The organism is Halosolutus sp. DAT137 (assembly GCF_059736405.1).
This window is the reverse complement of the sequence record NZ_JCAQID010000001.1, coordinates 410458-424684: the sequence shown is the minus strand read 5'-3', so window position 1 is coordinate 424684 and position 14227 is coordinate 410458. Positions and strand designations below refer to the sequence as shown.

Here is a 14227-nt window from a genome sequence, read left to right as displayed (position 1 = left end):
CCCATCGATGCCCGACGAACTGCACTACCACGTCGACGGCGACCTCGTGCCCGCGAGCGAGGCAACGGTCAGCGTCGAAGACCGCGGGTTTCAGTACGGCGACGCCGCCTTCGAGACCTGCCGGGCCTACGGCGGCACGATCTTCGCCTGGGACGCCCACGCCGATCGACTCGATCGCACCTGCGAGGCGCTCTCGCTCGAGCACGGACTTTCGGCCGCGGAGTTGCGCGGACGGATCGACGAGACGCTCGCGGCGAACGATCTTGCAGACGCCTACGTCCGACTCTCGGTTACGCGCGGGGTCCAGCCGGGGAAGCTGACGCCACAGTCCGCGGTCGATCCGACCGTCGTAATCGTCGTCAAACCGCTCCCCCGTGGCGGCACCGCTGGCGAACCGGTCTGGGACGGGCCGGCCATCGTCCGAACCGTCGAAACCCGTCGGATCCCCGACACGGCGATACCGGCAGCCGCCAAGACCCACAACTACCTGAACGGGATCCTCGCGCGGGCCGAACTCCGCGGGACGGGCGCAGACGAGGCGCTCGTGTGCGATCTCGACGGAACCGTCGCTGAGGGTGCGACGAGCAACGTGTGGTTCGTCCGCGACGGCGCGCTCTACACCCCGTCGACCGACGGCCCCGTCCTCCCCGGCATCACCCGCACGATCGTCCGCGAACTGGCTGCTGAGGCCGACGTTCCGGTTCACGAGGGCGCGTACGAGGTGGCCGACGTTCGGGCGGCCGACGAGGCGTTTCTCACGAACCGGACGTGGGAACTGCGCCCGATCGCTTCGCTCGACGGAACCGCGATCGGTGGCGGCCCGATCACAAATCGACTGTCGCGGCTGTACGACGAGCGCGTCGAGCGGGAGTGTTACTGATCCGTTCGTCGGCCACCACGATGCGTCTCACGGCCACGGAAAGCGAATCAGACCCACCCGATCCGCGACGGCGATGCCGACTCCGGCACCGATCGCGCCCGGAACGTACCTCGTCCACTCCAACCGGCCGAAGACGAGTACCTCGAAGACGGTAATGGAAAAATACGCGAAGAGCGTCCACAGCACGAACGAGCGAACGAGGGCAGCGGCCATCGCCCGGCGGTTTCGGCCGCCGCATGATAAGTATTGAGGCGCTCGAACACGCCCGGACAGCCGTTCGCCCGTCCCGGTCCGGGGCGAGCAGTCGGGGGTACGATCACCGGGCGAGCAGTCGGGGGTACGATCACGATCGACCGCCTCGCGTGCCGCCTCCAACAGGTTCAAGCGTCGCAGCGTTCGACTGTTCGTCGTGTTTTCCGGGCGAAAACGACTGGTGGCCGTCTGGCGACGGGTGTTCGACCTCTCGTGGCCGGTGATGGTCGAGCATTTCCTCCGGACGCTGATGCGGACGACGGACATCATCGTTACCGGACTGTTCTCGCCCGCGGCGGTCGCGGCGGTCGGGTTGGCGGATCTGTACGCGCGACTCCCGCTTCGCATCGGCCTCGGTCTCGGCAGCGGCGTGATCGCCCTCTCGAGTCAGGATACCGGCAGCGGGGCGACGGCAAACCGCGACGAAGCGATCACGCAGGCGGTCCTGCTCGGCGCGGCGATCGGCGTTCCATTCGTCCTGTTCGGCCTGGTATTCGGGCGATTGGCGATCGACGTCCTCGGTGCAGAATCTGAGGTCGCTCGGATGGGCGGACTCTATCTCGCGATCATCTTCGCGACGACCCCCGCCAGACACGTCGCGCTGGTGGCCGCGAGTTCGGTCCAGGGGGCCGGGGACACGCGAACGCCGATGTACGTCAACGCCGTCTCGAACGTCCTCAACATCGTCGGCACACTCGTTCTGGGGCTGGGGCTTGGTCCAGCCCCGCAACTACACATCGTCGGCGTTGGCATCGCGACAGCGTTCGGGAACGTCTTCTCCGCGATCCTCCTCGTCGCCGCCATTCGAGGTCCGTGGACGCCCGCGAATTTCACCCGACCGCGCCAGTGGACGATCACCAGGCAGTTGCTCGCGATCAGCGCGCCGCGGATCGCGGAGGGACTGGTGACGACCGTGATGGAGTTCCCGTTCAATTCGATCCTGCTGGTCTTCGGAACCGAGGTCAACGCTGCCTACCAGATCGGACGACGCGTGTACCAGCAATTAACCGGTCCCCTGTCCCGCGGGTACCGTACCGGGACGAGCATCGTCGTGGGCCAGACGCTCGGGGATGGGGACCCGGCCGGGGCGCGGTACAACGGCTGGGCCGCGGCCGCTCTCGGCGTGGTCACCGTCGGCTCCCTCGGCGTCTTCCTCTTCGCGGCCGCCGACCCACTGGTCTCTCTGTTCACCGACGACCCGGAGACGCGCTCCTACGCCGCCGGCTTCGCCCGCGCTTACGCCGTCGCGGCACCGGTGACCGTGCTGTACATCGTGCTCGCCGGTGCGCTAACCAGCGGGAGCGATACGAAGACGCCGTTTGTCGCCCGCGTTTCGGGAATGTTCGTCGGCATGCTCGGCGTTTCGGCCGTCGGTGGTATCTATTTCGGATACGGCGTTCCGGCGATCTACGCGTCGATCGTAATCTACTATCTGTGGGCGACGGTCTACGTCGCCATCGGCTTCTACCGCGGTGGCTGGATCGAGCGAACGAAAACGATGATGGACGACCGCGGCAGTACGTCCGACGGGGACTGACCGAGTGGGTGCGAAGGTACGTTACGGAGCAAGCGACGGTCCTGCGGTTCACCGGTACATCGGTACAACAGACCGTCTCAGTCGGGAGCGTCTCGATCAGCGTCCCCGCCAGCGCAGTCGTCCCAGTCCTTCACCACAAATGACGGTTGCGACGAACGCGATCGTCGCCCTGTGAGTCGAATCGGTGAGCAGGCTCCCAGCGAGCAGGTAGCCGGCCCCAAACAGGGCGATGGCGACGATGGACGCGGCGATGGTCCATAACACGTCCTGCAACCACGATCGATCCTGTCGCTGATGGCGTTCGTGGGCGTAGGGGACGAGCGCTCCGATCGTCATGAGCAGATAGAAGCCGCCTGCGAACTCGGACCAGTACCACTGACTGCCAAGTCCGACCACCATCGCGATCGGCACTGCCGTAACCAAGACCGGAAGGGATCCGGATCGAAGGTCGTCGATGTATCGATCGCGAAGACGTTGCTGATTCGGGGACATGCGCATGTACGCGAAGGAATTCTCTGGACAAAAGTCTGTTCGACGATCAAATAAGTTCGATTTCGGCTCCACGGAAAACGGCTGCAGCTGAGCGGTCGGTCTTCAAATATCGTACCAACCGAAACGATTCACACACCGATCGCAAGATGGCTCTGCGATCGGGTGTGCAGTGACGTTCAGTGGCTACGATCGTTCTATCTGACTGTCTCAGTCGTCGGATTCGATGGTCGATCGGCCGATTTCATCACTCTTGGCAGGCGCGTCGAGCAGTTCTCGGTCCGTCCTTCGGAGTTCGATCGCGAAGTCGGTCCCGAGGGCGCTCGCCGGGGTCTGGAATCCCGTCGGAACGTCTCCGTCACCGGCGAGGACGCGTTCGGCCGCGCTCACCGCGGATTCGGCGGTCAGCGCGTACGGGTTCGGGGTTCGCATCCGCCCGCGGGCCGTTCGACCGGTTTCGCGGTCGCGAACCTCGCCCCAGACGACGGCGCTGTCGATCGCCAGTTGCGCTTCGTCCGGTCCGTCGACGTAGGCGTCGATTCCCCACTCGAGGGCGCGTTTGATCGGGCGTCGATCGGCCAGCCAGGCGGCCGGGCCAGCCAGCGAGAGCGCCCGCGTCGCGACCGGCGGGACGGCGACGTACACCTCGATCGAGTCGACGCCCGTGCTGTGGGCGGCGGTGACGACGTCCGCCCACGGAGCCGTGACGGCCCGTTCGGGCCCCGTCCCGAAATCGATCTCGCGGCTCCGGTATGCGGTCGGAACCTGGACCAGCCGGCCGTTTCGTCGGATGACGCCGCCCTGGCCGAGCAGGTCGAGAATCGTTCGGGCGGTGCCACGGGAAACGGTTGGAGTGCCGCTAATGGCGAGCGTGAGTTCGTCGGCCGACGGCAACTGTTCGGAAAGAAACGCCGCCAGACAGTCCGAGGGGACGACGTCGAATCCGACGCCGGGAAGCAGCGTGATTCCGGCTTCGCGAGCATCGGCGTCGCGTTGACGGAGTCGTTCGAAAACGGGAAATTCGCCGGTGATATCGAGGTAGTTCGTCTCGGTTTCCAGACAGGCTTCGACGAGCGGGGTTGCCGTCTCCGAGAACGGCCCGGCACAGTTCAACACCGCGTCGAACCGTTCGATTCGGGTAGCGACATCGCCAGACAGGTCGAAGGTTCGGCCCTCGACGCCGAGGTCGTCAGCCTGTCGACGAACGTTCGCGCTATTTCGGCCGGCGATCGCGGGTGAGCCTCCTCGCGACACGGCTTCGCGCGCCACCAGCTGTCCGGTGTAGCCGTACGAGCCGTAAATAAGGAGGGAGTCCATACCTCCCGTAAGTCACAGGGGGTGTTAAAATGTCGTCAGACGCCGGTCCCTCGCGTCGAGTCGTCCCCGCAGACGGCGTGGGCGCTCGAGTGGTGGGTCCGTTCGACGGGAATCGAAGACGGAACTGCGATCGAAATGTTCACGGCTGACGGCCAGTAATCGACGGTTAATGGCGACCCCGGCTCGAATCACATCGCTCGCGGACGTCCCCGACGAATCGACGTTCGTTTTTCGCATCACCGACGAGTCGGACGAGACGCGCGAAGCGATCCTTGTCCGAGAACCCGAAGACAGCGGCGAGGTCGCATGCTGGCTCAACTACTGCCAGCACTTCACGCACATCAAACTCGATAAGGGGTCCGGTGCGCCGATGCGCAACGGCGAGGTCATCTGTGCCAACCACGGCGCGTATTTCGAGGCGGAATCCGGTGAGTGCACGTTCGGTCCCTGCGAAGGCGCGTATCTCGCGGGACTCGACGTGACTGTCACCGACGGCGACGTCTATCTCACCGACGACGAGTACGATCTCGTCGGTCCCGGACCGATCGAGGACGAGGATCACGATCGGACCTCGACATCGAACGTGGAGTTCTGACCGGCTCAGTGGGGTGTCTGGGGAACCGTTGTGGTCGTCCGGTGAACCGAGATGAACTGCTAGCGAACCGCGGCGGGCATCTGGAAACCCGCTAGCGAACCGCTGCGGGGGAGACGAGGTCGCGTTCCTGATCGTACCGCAACAGCCCGACGTCGATCAGCCGCGGGAGATGGTCGTGGTACAGCGAAATGTAGATATCGGCGACGGTTTCGGCCGACAGTTCGGTCACCGGTCGGCCGGTCTCCCGGACGGCGACCTCTTCGGCGGCGTCCGGAAGGGTCAGTTCCTCACCGTAGGCTGCCATCACCTCGAGCAACAGTCGTCGGCGCTGGCTGGCGAGAATCGAAAACGCCTGGTCGGCGGCTTCCGGTGTCGGTTCGCGTCCGTCGAGCCAATCGAGGACCGCCAGCACGAAATCGACACAATCGGACTCGGAATGGGGCGTGGCAGTCATGCGTACACTCCGTGGGTCCTCCGGCGACCGGCGATCGCGAGCGGAAACGAGAGCCACGGCACAGCGTCGGTCGGGTGGCCGATCGCCGTCGGTCGGGGGTTCGTATCAGGGTCTCGCTTCGGCGCTAAATAGTAGTGTCGAAACGGATCTGCCCGGGTGCGGCGCTCGATCGGTTCGAGCATCGGCCGGGTCGGGATCCCGCGTTTCGCGTCCGTAGGGTTGTGTGATCCACTCTCGACCAGCAGTCGATGTGGTGTCATTCGATCGTGAACGTGGGTTCGGTGACGGCTTCGCTCTTGCAGTCGGGACACCGCGACGGGCGGTTCAGTAACTCGTCGAACCCGTCGAAGCCACAGTCCTGACAGGCCGGCGGAGCGACGAGGAACTGCTCGCCGTATCCGTCGACCGATCGGGAGACGTGCTCGGCGTGGCTCATCACCGCCTCCGGCGTCAGATCGAGCGTGATGGCCAGTTCGCTCGGCGTCGCAGGCGCCGTACGGAGTGCATCGGCGAGTCGCTGTCGGGTGGTTTCCTCGGCTTCTCGCATACCTAGCGGTTCGCCTCGATCGTGTTAGCTCTTGGGCCAGGCGGGTGAGTGCGAGCGCGATTGGGCGTTCTGGCGGACGATCTCTAGAAAGGGTAAGTGACTTACATCCAGCCGCTGAACCGCCGGCCATGAAGGCCGTGGTCCTTGCCGGCGGGTACGCAACCCGAATGTGGCCGATTACGAAACATCGCCCCAAGATGTTCCTTCCGATCGGCGACTCGACCGTCGTCGATCGAATCTTTGCCGAACTCGAGGCCGACGAACGGATTGACGACGTGTACGTGAGCACGAACGAGCGCTTTGCCCCCGACTTCGAGGCGCACCTCGCCAGCGGCGAGTTCGAGAAACCGCGCCTCTCGGTCGAGGACACGACCGAAGAGGACGACAAGTTCGGCGTCGTCGGCGCACTCGCCCAGTTGATCGATCGCGAGAACGTCGACGACGACCTGCTCGTGATCGCCGGCGACAACCTGATCAGTTTCGACGTGGCCGACTTCCTCGACTACTTCGAATCCCGGAACGCGCCAGCGCTCGCCGCCTACGACGTCGGCTCCCGCGAGAAGGCCAAATCGTACGGACTCGTCGATATCGAGGGCGATCGCGTCGTCGACTTCCAGGAGAAACCCGAGGAACCAAACAGCACGCTCGTCTCGATCGCCTGCTATGCGTTCCCGGCGGAGTCCCTCTCCTTGCTCTCGACGTACCTCGAAGACGGCAACAATCCAGACGAACCCGGCTGGTTCGTCCAGTGGCTCCAGAACCGGGAGCCGACCTACGCGTACACGTTCGAGGGCGCGTGGTTCGACATCGGAACTCCCGAGAGCTATCTCGACGCCGTCGCCTGGCACCTCGACGGGGAGTCGGTCGTCGACGACTCCGCGACCGTCGACGCGGCGACGATCGGGGAGAACGTCCACGTGATGGCCGGCGTCACGCTCGAAAATACGAGTCTCGACCACGCGGTGATCTTCCCGAACGCGACGGTCAAAAACGCCGACATCCGCCGATCGATCATCGACGAGGAAACTCATCTCGAGGATCTCGACCTCGCTGGCGCGCTCATCGGCGCGCACACGACGATCACGAACGGCTCGCCGGAGTGAGGCTGGCCGCGGTGACGACAGTCGTCCCCGGTTCACGCTCTCGAATCGGTCACTACAGTTTTATGTTCTCCGCGTGAGGTGTCGGACGATCGGGGATGTCCACACCACAGACGGTTCTCGACGGCCACGCGGACGCCGTGCCGGTCCGACCGCTCGCGGACGCCTATCGATCGCTCGATCGGTGGACCGGCGAGGAGCCGCTGTTGCTGGTCGCGGAAGCCGCTGCGTCGACGACCGGACAGCGGTTCGTCGGCGGAATCAAACCCTGCGTCGAGCGATTTCACGACGCCCTCGTCGCCACCGACCGCGTGACCTGCTTCGAGGATCTCGCTGCGATCGACCTCGAAGACGCCGATCTCGTCGCCGCGTTCGGCGCAGAACGCAAGCGCCGCGTCCTCGTCGAGGCTGCAGCGGTCCTCGCTGATCGTCCGGAAGGCGACGATCTCGCGGCGCTTAGCGCCTGGGCGGCCTCGGCCGACCACTACCGGTACGGTGAGGATCCGATCGGCTCGATCGCCGGCGTCGGCCCCGCGAGTTACCAGTACTGCAGACAGCTCGCGGGCAGTGACACGGTCAGGCCGGACCCGGAAGTCAGGAGGTTCGTCGAGACCGTCGACGACGACCTCGACTCGTCGCCGCTGTCGACGGCGACGCCGTTGCGGACGATCGCCTCCTGTGAGTGGCTCGCCGCTCGGACCAGCTACAGCCCGCTCGAGATCGATCGACTCGCGTGGTGGGTCGGGACCGAGCCCGCCGACCGCGAAGCGGTGCTCGCCGCCAGCGGGATCGACCTCTCGGCGTCGACGCCACCGTAACCTGACGCTCTCGGACGGATCGCTGTAATTCAACTCCGACAAAACGATTTACACACCGATCGCAAGACGGCTCTGCGACCGGGTGTGCAGTGACGTTCAGTGACTACGATAACAGTTCGATTCCACGGACGAGTTCACCTCGCGGTAGCGTACCGCTATTCGAGGCTGGCCTCCGTAATCCGGATCGTCCCGTGGGTCCCTTCCCACTCTGTTTCGTACTCGAGATGGATCGATCGATCCATGTGGGGACCATCGACTACCAGGGTTTCAAACTCGCCCCCTTCGCCCAGAATGTGGACGCCGTACTCCGTGTTGAGCGCTTCGAGGTCCGGAAGCGCCTCGCGATCGAGGGAGCGCCCGAGCCACGACTCGTCCAGCCCGTAGGCTGCGACGCGGATAACTCGAATGTCGAAGCCCGCTTCGAGCATCGCGTCGGCGAGTTCGCGGGGGTCTTTCTGCCACAGCGGCGCGAATAGCTCGCAGTCGAGGCGATCGCACATCGCCTGAATTCGGCTCGTCTGGTACTCGCTTTCGACGGCACCCGCGGTGACGCCGGCGATGCCCCCCGGCAGTTCCTCGTCGAGTTCGACGAGGGCGGCTTCGAGCGGTTCGAGTTCGTCGTCACCCTGCGTGGCGGAGTCCGTCGCCGCGTCGGCCTCGAAATCCTCGGGTTCGACCTCGACCAGTGGGATTCCGACGCTCTCGGCGGCCAGCGTCGCCAGTTCGGTCGCCGGAACGTGGTACATGTAGGAGTCACCGGTCGGATGGACGGTGACCAGCCGCTGGACGTCGAGACCCTGCTCGAGTGCCCGATACAGCGCCCAACTCGAGTCCTTTCCGCCCGAAAAGAGACTGACCCACGCGCCCTCTGTCTCGCTCATGGTGGCCAGTTGGCGCTCAGCGATAAAGCAGTGGCGAGTCCGATCGATCGGTCGGCTAGCCGGCTGATTCTGAGTCCGCGTTCGCATCCTCGCTGTCAGGCGTCGCATCCCCGTCGTCGGGCTTGCTATTCCCGTCACCGGGGCTCGTCCCATCTTCGTCCGCACCTTCGCTGTTGGGGTCCTCACCGGCGATGTACTCGGTGGATGTGAGATCCTCGATGTGTGGACCGATCGGCTCGTGATCGGCGTCGTGTGCGCCGTCAGGGTCCGGGTCCGAGTCGACCACCTGCGTGGCGGCCGTCGACCCCCCGTCGGTAAGTTCGGAATCGACGTCACCGCCGTCGGTCGTCTCTGCGCGATCGACGCTCCGGCTGAAGTGTGCGGCGACCCGCGCGCCGACGAGGCTGATGACGATCGCGGTGACGACGAACAGCGCCAGTCGCTCGCCGGCAGTTACCGCGAAGCTATCGACCGAGAGCACGCCCTGTTCGATCGCCGGCACGACGAACGGTTCGATCACGTCCTGTTGCTCGAGGAAGTACGCCGAGAACCCGCGGACGACCAGACTGACGGCGACGACGATAAAGGGGAGGTTGAGGTACGAACTCCGGATGGGGTCGTCGCCGATGGCTTCGTCGAGGAGCCGGCCGGCACTGGCAGTCAGGGCCGCCATGGCGAGCCACGGCACGCTGTCGAAGGCGAACTGCATCGCGGGGACGACGACACCAGGGCGGTTCTCGAGGCTCGAGACGCCGAGTCCACCTGCGAACAGCCCGACGAGCGTTAGCCCGGCAGCGACGACATAAGTGACGACCGACACCTGACCGGAGTACAGCGATTCTCGGGCCTGATGGGCGAAGCCGGTCAGGACCTCGTCGACGTTGAACCCCTTGTAGAGCAAGAAGAGACCGATAACCGCCGTGATCGCGGCTGCCCCCTCCGCCGGCCCGACGACCGTCGCGAGTATCGGGAAGACCAGCAGCGTCAGTCCGATCGGGACAAGCACCGTCTGGCGGAGTTCTTCGTCCGCGAGAAACTGTTTGAGCAAGTAGTACGTCGATTCGATGTCTCGTGCCTGCCGGACGACGACGCGATCGACGGAATCGACCTGAACCCGACTCTCGACGATCGGGACGAGACGTTCGTCTTCGGCGCTGTCGATGACGACGACCGCGGAGTCGGGGTCGTAGTCGTCGATGAGGTCGTCGAGCTGGCGTGCGACGGCGCGGTCGGCCGACACCATCGACTCGCGGTCCCCCGACACCACCGCGACGACGACCTCTTCGTTCTCGTCGCGGAGGCTCTGGGCGACGCGAAGCGTCTCGAGAAGCGTATTGACTCCCGAGTCTTCCGGGTCTGCGAGGCCGACGTCGGTCACGAGCGCGCGGACTGCCTCCCAGCCGACGACGGGGGATCTGAGCCCGGTTTTGCGCCCCACGTCGTCGGTCCGGTCGAGACAGACGACCAGCGTTGTCACAGTACGCGATGCATTCCGTGCGACGATAAAACCACGTACTTGTTCAAGACCGCAGGCGGAAACCGCGGTCGCCGTCCTCGCCGACGACCGCGCCGGCGATTCCGGCACCCAGCGCGTACGCGATCGACTGCGCGCCGCGGCCGACACGGGCCATCAGTGGTCGTTCGGGCTCGAACTCCTCGACGCTCACCTCGTCGGTGTCGAATCGATCGGCCAGTTCGATCTCGATCTCGCGGCGGGTGCCGAGGTGATCGACGAGTCCCATGTCGTGTGCGGTTTCGCCGAGGTAGATTCGGGCTTCGGTCTCCCGTATCGAGTCGGCATCGAGATCGCGCCCGTCGCTGACTCGCTCGACGAAGGTCTCGTAGTAGTCGTCGATGATTCCCTGCAGGTACTCGCGTTCGTTCTCCTCGAGTTCTTTCAGCGGCGTTCCGGCGTCCTTGTACTCCCCCGCGGCGAAGCGCTCGTAGGAGAGGCCCACCTTCTCGGCGAGGCCGCTCGCGTTGACTCGCGAACCGATGACGCCGATCGAGCCGACGATGCTCGCCTCGCGCGCCCAGAGTTCGTCACAGCCGCTTGCGATCCAGTAGCCGCCGCTGGCACAGACGTCGGTCGTGTACGCGATCGTCGGCCCGTCGAATCGCTCGGCGGCAAGGCGAATGTCGTCGCTCGGAACGACCTCGCCGCCCGGCGTGTTGAGTTTCAACAGCAGCGCCCGCACGTTGTCGTCCTCGTCGGCGCGATCGATCTGGTCGACGATGTCGTCCGCGGGCGTCGATCCTGGACTCGACGGGAGCGGCCCGCTCCCGCCGTCGCGAGTGATCGGTCCCTCGACGGCGACTTTCGCGATATCGTAGCCCGGAAGCACCGACTCGGCGACCGAGCCGGTGAACCTGATGCCGACGCCGACGAGAACGAGCGCGGCGAACACGCCGAACAGATCCGCGAGCGTCGTCGGGTACTGGACGAATAGCACGACGCCGATCACGGCGAACGCGACGGTCCCGACGAGTACGATTCCCAGCCTGGCGATTCCCTCGCTACTAGCCACGGGAGGCACCTCGATTCATACCGATGGCTGTGAGTGCGTCCCCGTTAAGTGTTCACGTTCGGAGAGCCACCGTCACCTCGACTCACCGCCCTCACGATAGCCGGTTGGCGTCGACGGCATCGGGTTCGTCCTCGATCGGTGCCGTCGACGTGCGCGTTCGGGAGCCGTCGACCGGTTGCTGTCGATCGGTTCCGTCCCACCAGTCTTGCAAGACGTTCAATCCGTCCCTGAAAAACGGGAGCGGATCGGCGGCGACGGCGTAGTCGAATCGCGGTTCGCGAACGACGTCGGTCGCCACCTCGCGGAGGGCGGTCCCGAGCGAGGGGCGCTCGACCATCGGATACGTCTCGGTGACGATACTGTGGAGGTAGCTGATCTCGCCCCGGAGAAGGTGGCCGCCGACGCCGACCTCGTAGTGCTGGCCCGCGGGCATCGGTTCGCCCATCGCCTGTCGCCAGTAGTAGTACGGGAAATCGGCCCCGACGCGCACCGAAAACGGCAGCGACGACCAGAACCGGGGGTTGATTTCCATCAGTTTGAACTCGTCCGTGCGCGGATCGCGCAGGAACTCGACCATCGCGAGGCCGTGCCACTCGAGTTCGTCCAGCAGCGATCGCCCGGCCGTCTCGAGTTCCGGAATGGCGACCGATTCGCGGTACGCACTCGGTCCCCCGCAGTACTTCCAGCCGCGATGCTGGCAGTGCTGGAACGTCGCGACCGCCTCCCCGCGATCGTACAGTGCGAAAAAGCCGTACTCGCGGGAGTCCGGAATGCGCTCCTGAACCAGCGGGACGTGGCCTCGTCGTTCGACGCAGGCCGCGACATCCGGCGGCTCACCCGGCGTCTGGTACGCCGTCGATCCGATTTCACCGTCGAGGTCCGTCCCGAGGTACCCGGGTGCAGCGACGGTGTACCGGGGTTTGATAATCGTCTCGCGATCCCACTCGTCCCACTCGTCCAGCGATTCGGTTCTGGGAGTCGCCACGCCGGCCGACTCGGCGGCCGCGAAGAGTTCGACGCGATCCTGAACCCGTGTTAGGGTCTCCATCGTCGGCCACGGCGTTGCCACTCGCTCGGCAAACCGCTCCCTGTTCGCCGCGAGAACGAAGACGTCTTCCTCTCGAACCGGAACGATCGTTCGAACGTCCGCCCGATCGGCGGCCGCGAGCAACGCCTCGCCGTACGCGTCCAGATCCGAAACCGGGTCGGGAAGGTCGACGAACTCGTCACAGTATCTCGAGGTGGCCGCTGGCGTCGTCCGTCGCTCCGAGCCGACGATCGTTCGGATCCCCCGCGGACGAAGCGAGCGCAGGCAGGCGACGGTACTCGGGGCGTCGATCCCCGGAACGAGGACGCTCGCGCCGTCCCTCTCTCGGTCCATGGTTCACAGGAGCAACTGTGTCGGCATTATTATACTCGAGCTAACGGACGGCGACGACCCGCTTTCTGACTCCACCCGGAATCGGGCGACTGCGACGCCCGCCGCGTGCACCCTCCGACCCGGAGAGCGGACGAATCCGCCGATCACCGCGATCGGACGCGGCCCATCCGTCCACGGTAGGCCACCGCTTCTTCGTGTAAGTGACTGCTACTGAGGGTCACCGCCGGTGGGATCGCCGCTTGCGACCGAGACTCCACACTGCCGGAACCGCGGAAAGCCGAATCAGCCGGGCGGCCGTAGCCGTGGCCGTGGCTCATCGCAGGAGTAAAGAGAAAAACCGCGGAGACACAGGTTGACGAACCGAGTTAGAGGAGTCCCGTCTTCTGGAGTTTCATCAGGTCCTCGGTGTCGAGGGTTTCGCCTTCCTTGAACTTCTGATAGATCTCTTCGGCCTCCTCTTTGGCCGCTTCTTTCTTCTTGTCGCGAGCGGATTTCCGCTGCTCTTCTTCCTGTTTGTCCAGTTCGCGCAGGCGCTTCTGGACGCGGACGAAGTCCTCGTGGTGCTGGTCTGCGGCTTCCTGGGCCTCGACGAAGGATTCGTGCATCTCGTCGGCTTCGTCACGGATGTCGTCGGCCTCGCGGTAGGCCTCGATCATCTCGTTGTGGTGTTCCTGGGCCTTGTCCGCGAGTTCCGTCACCTTCTGGTGGTGTTTTGAGGCTTCAGAACGGACTTCCTCGGCTTCCTCGACGAGTCCCTCGAGATCCTCGTTCTGGTCGAGTTTCTGCTTGCGCTCTTCGTACTCCTCGCGCTTGCTCTCGATTTTCTCGATCAGTTCCTTCTCGTCCTCGCTCGAGAGCACTTCCGTCTGCTGTTTGAACTCGAGTTGCTCGATTTCCTCTTCGAGCTTTTCTAGGTCCTTGCCCTCGTCGAGTTCCATGTCCGACTTGAGCTTCTCGACCTTGTCGAAGAGCTCGTTGGCATCGGCGTTGAGCTTGTTGCGGCTTTCTTTGTGCTCTTGGACCTGTTCGTTGAGTTCGTCGCGTTTCTCGCGGTGCTCCTGGGCTTCGTCGACTTTCTCGCGAGTCTTCGCGTTGAGATCGTCGCGTTTGGAAGCCCGCTCAGAAGCCATCTGGTTCAGCTCGTTTCGCCGGTCTCGCAGTTGACCGGCCATCTTGATGAGCTGTCCTTTCGATTTGTTTTCTAAGTCGTCGTCTGTCAGTTCGATGTTTTTCGATTCGTCTACCATGTGTTAGTCAAACCTCTGTGCCATACCCGCACCGGGATGGTGGCCGCCCGTCTCCTCGAGAGCTGTACCCGTCGGTCGGGTTCAGGTCCGTCGCCGGAAGATAAGCTGCCGTGTAGAGCGTACGCTTGCGATCTGCGAAACCTCGGTGAATAAGATTTCCTGTCATCGATCGTCGAGCGATACGCGCCCCGGTGGCGTTCT

The 14227-nt window shown here is 64.6% G+C and carries 16 protein-coding genes; 5 read left to right on the top strand and 11 right to left on the bottom strand.

Translation table 11 applies throughout. The features are described from left to right. Positions 1–7: 7 nt before the first annotated feature. On the top strand, positions 8–880 hold the full coding sequence (locus AC6I6L_RS02155; protein WP_497916070.1) for an aminotransferase class IV: 873 nt from the start codon (positions 8–10) through the stop codon (positions 878–880). A 27-nt stretch (positions 881–907) separates the two neighbouring features. Here AC6I6L_RS02155 and AC6I6L_RS02150 read toward each other — a convergent pair whose 3' ends face one another. Beyond that, a complete protein-coding gene (locus AC6I6L_RS02150; RefSeq protein ID WP_497916069.1) occupies positions 908–1093 on the bottom strand; it encodes a hypothetical protein in 186 nt (61 codons plus the stop codon). A gap of 262 nt (positions 1094–1355) precedes the next feature. Between AC6I6L_RS02150 and AC6I6L_RS02145 the strand changes: the two genes are divergently transcribed. Then, positions 1356–2669 (top strand): MATE family efflux transporter, encoded by a 1314-nt coding sequence (locus AC6I6L_RS02145; RefSeq protein ID WP_497916830.1) that lies wholly within the window; start codon positions 1356–1358, stop codon positions 2667–2669. 96 nt (positions 2670–2765) lie between these two features. Here the strand turns inward: AC6I6L_RS02145 and AC6I6L_RS02140 are convergent, their stop codons facing one another. Both AC6I6L_RS02140 and AC6I6L_RS02135 read right to left on the bottom strand, forming a co-directional pair. Then, on the bottom strand, positions 2766–3167 hold the full coding sequence (locus tag AC6I6L_RS02140) for a hypothetical protein (protein WP_497916068.1): 402 nt from the start codon (positions 3165–3167) through the stop codon (positions 2766–2768). Between the two features lie 201 nt (positions 3168–3368). Next, the gene (locus tag AC6I6L_RS02135; RefSeq protein ID WP_497916067.1) at positions 3369–4475 is read right to left on the bottom strand and encodes a saccharopine dehydrogenase family protein; all 1107 of its coding nucleotides are present in this window, start codon (positions 4473–4475) and stop codon (positions 3369–3371) included. 169 nt (positions 4476–4644) lie between these two features. Between AC6I6L_RS02135 and AC6I6L_RS02130 the strand changes: the two genes are divergently transcribed. After that, entirely contained in the window at positions 4645–5070 is a 426-nt protein-coding gene (locus AC6I6L_RS02130) for a Rieske (2Fe-2S) protein (protein WP_497916066.1), read from the top strand. A gap of 91 nt (positions 5071–5161) precedes the next feature. On the opposite strand, the gene AC6I6L_RS02125 is transcribed toward AC6I6L_RS02130, so the two are convergent. The 3 genes from AC6I6L_RS02125 to AC6I6L_RS02115 are packed head-to-tail and all read right to left on the bottom strand — an operon-like array spanning position 5162 to position 6071. Further along, on the bottom strand, positions 5162–5524 hold the full coding sequence (locus tag AC6I6L_RS02125; RefSeq protein WP_497916065.1) for a DUF7344 domain-containing protein: 363 nt from the start codon (positions 5522–5524) through the stop codon (positions 5162–5164). Beyond that, a complete protein-coding gene (locus AC6I6L_RS02120; protein ID WP_497916064.1) occupies positions 5521–5784 on the bottom strand; it encodes a hypothetical protein in 264 nt (87 codons plus the stop codon). Before AC6I6L_RS02120 ends, AC6I6L_RS02125 begins: the two co-directional genes overlap by 4 nt. Continuing rightward, positions 5781–6071 carry a transcriptional regulator gene (locus AC6I6L_RS02115; protein WP_497916063.1) on the bottom strand — a complete coding sequence of 97 codons (291 nt, stop codon included), beginning with the start codon at positions 6069–6071 and terminating at the stop codon, positions 5781–5783. The genes AC6I6L_RS02120 and AC6I6L_RS02115 overlap by 4 nt, the downstream gene beginning before the upstream one ends. 128 nt (positions 6072–6199) lie before the next feature. Between AC6I6L_RS02115 and AC6I6L_RS02110 the strand changes: the two genes are divergently transcribed. Both AC6I6L_RS02110 and AC6I6L_RS02105 read left to right on the top strand, forming a co-directional pair. Then, a complete protein-coding gene (locus tag AC6I6L_RS02110; protein ID WP_497916062.1) occupies positions 6200–7174 on the top strand; it encodes a nucleotidyltransferase family protein in 975 nt (324 codons plus the stop codon). A gap of 95 nt (positions 7175–7269) precedes the next feature. Further along, positions 7270–7989, top strand: a complete 720-nt coding sequence (locus tag AC6I6L_RS02105; protein ID WP_497916061.1) for a hypothetical protein — start codon at positions 7270–7272, stop codon at positions 7987–7989. Positions 7990–8144: 155 nt separating this feature from the next. Here AC6I6L_RS02105 and AC6I6L_RS02100 read toward each other — a convergent pair whose 3' ends face one another. The 5 genes from AC6I6L_RS02100 to AC6I6L_RS02080 form a co-directional block, all read right to left on the bottom strand. After that, positions 8145–8870: a diphthine--ammonia ligase gene (locus AC6I6L_RS02100; protein WP_497916060.1), complete on the bottom strand. Its 726-nt coding sequence runs from the start codon at positions 8868–8870 to the stop codon at positions 8145–8147. A 55-nt stretch (positions 8871–8925) separates the two neighbouring features. Beyond that, entirely contained in the window at positions 8926–10347 is a 1422-nt protein-coding gene (locus AC6I6L_RS02095) for a DUF373 family protein (protein WP_497916059.1), read from the bottom strand. 43 nt (positions 10348–10390) lie between these two features. After that, positions 10391–11398 (bottom strand): signal peptide peptidase SppA, encoded by a 1008-nt coding sequence (sppA, locus tag AC6I6L_RS02090; protein WP_497916058.1) that lies wholly within the window; start codon positions 11396–11398, stop codon positions 10391–10393. Between the two features lie 91 nt (positions 11399–11489). Then, complete coding sequence (locus tag AC6I6L_RS02085) at positions 11490–12779, bottom strand: carboxylate--amine ligase (RefSeq protein WP_497916057.1); 1290 nt, start codon at positions 12777–12779, stop codon at positions 11490–11492. A gap of 365 nt (positions 12780–13144) precedes the next feature. Next, a complete protein-coding gene (locus tag AC6I6L_RS02080) occupies positions 13145–14026 on the bottom strand; it encodes a coiled-coil protein (protein ID WP_497916056.1) in 882 nt (293 codons plus the stop codon). Positions 14027–14227: the final 201 nt, after the last annotated feature.

What these genes read in the sequence shown, in the direction of transcription:
- AC6I6L_RS02155 (WP_497916070.1), top strand. Translation starts at nt 8, where the DNA reads ATGCCCGACGAACTGCACTACCACGTCGACGGCGACCTCGTGCCCGCG.
- AC6I6L_RS02150 (WP_497916069.1), bottom strand. Translation starts at nt 1,093, where the DNA reads ATGGCCGCTGCCCTCGTTCGCTCGTTCGTGCTGTGGACGCTCTTCGCG.
- AC6I6L_RS02145 (WP_497916830.1), top strand. Translation starts at nt 1,356, where the DNA reads ATGGTCGAGCATTTCCTCCGGACGCTGATGCGGACGACGGACATCATC.
- AC6I6L_RS02140 (WP_497916068.1), bottom strand. Translation starts at nt 3,167, where the DNA reads ATGCGCATGTCCCCGAATCAGCAACGTCTTCGCGATCGATACATCGAC.
- AC6I6L_RS02135 (WP_497916067.1), bottom strand. Translation starts at nt 4,475, where the DNA reads ATGGACTCCCTCCTTATTTACGGCTCGTACGGCTACACCGGACAGCTG.
- AC6I6L_RS02130 (WP_497916066.1), top strand. Translation starts at nt 4,645, where the DNA reads ATGGCGACCCCGGCTCGAATCACATCGCTCGCGGACGTCCCCGACGAA.
- AC6I6L_RS02125 (WP_497916065.1), bottom strand. Translation starts at nt 5,524, where the DNA reads ATGACTGCCACGCCCCATTCCGAGTCCGATTGTGTCGATTTCGTGCTG.
- AC6I6L_RS02120 (WP_497916064.1), bottom strand. Translation starts at nt 5,784, where the DNA reads ATGACACCACATCGACTGCTGGTCGAGAGTGGATCACACAACCCTACG.
- AC6I6L_RS02115 (WP_497916063.1), bottom strand. Translation starts at nt 6,071, where the DNA reads ATGCGAGAAGCCGAGGAAACCACCCGACAGCGACTCGCCGATGCACTC.
- AC6I6L_RS02110 (WP_497916062.1), top strand. Translation starts at nt 6,200, where the DNA reads ATGAAGGCCGTGGTCCTTGCCGGCGGGTACGCAACCCGAATGTGGCCG.
- AC6I6L_RS02105 (WP_497916061.1), top strand. Translation starts at nt 7,270, where the DNA reads ATGTCCACACCACAGACGGTTCTCGACGGCCACGCGGACGCCGTGCCG.
- AC6I6L_RS02100 (WP_497916060.1), bottom strand. Translation starts at nt 8,870, where the DNA reads ATGAGCGAGACAGAGGGCGCGTGGGTCAGTCTCTTTTCGGGCGGAAAG.
- AC6I6L_RS02085 (WP_497916057.1), bottom strand. Translation starts at nt 12,779, where the DNA reads ATGGACCGAGAGAGGGACGGCGCGAGCGTCCTCGTTCCGGGGATCGAC.
- AC6I6L_RS02080 (WP_497916056.1), bottom strand. Translation starts at nt 14,026, where the DNA reads ATGGTAGACGAATCGAAAAACATCGAACTGACAGACGACGACTTAGAA.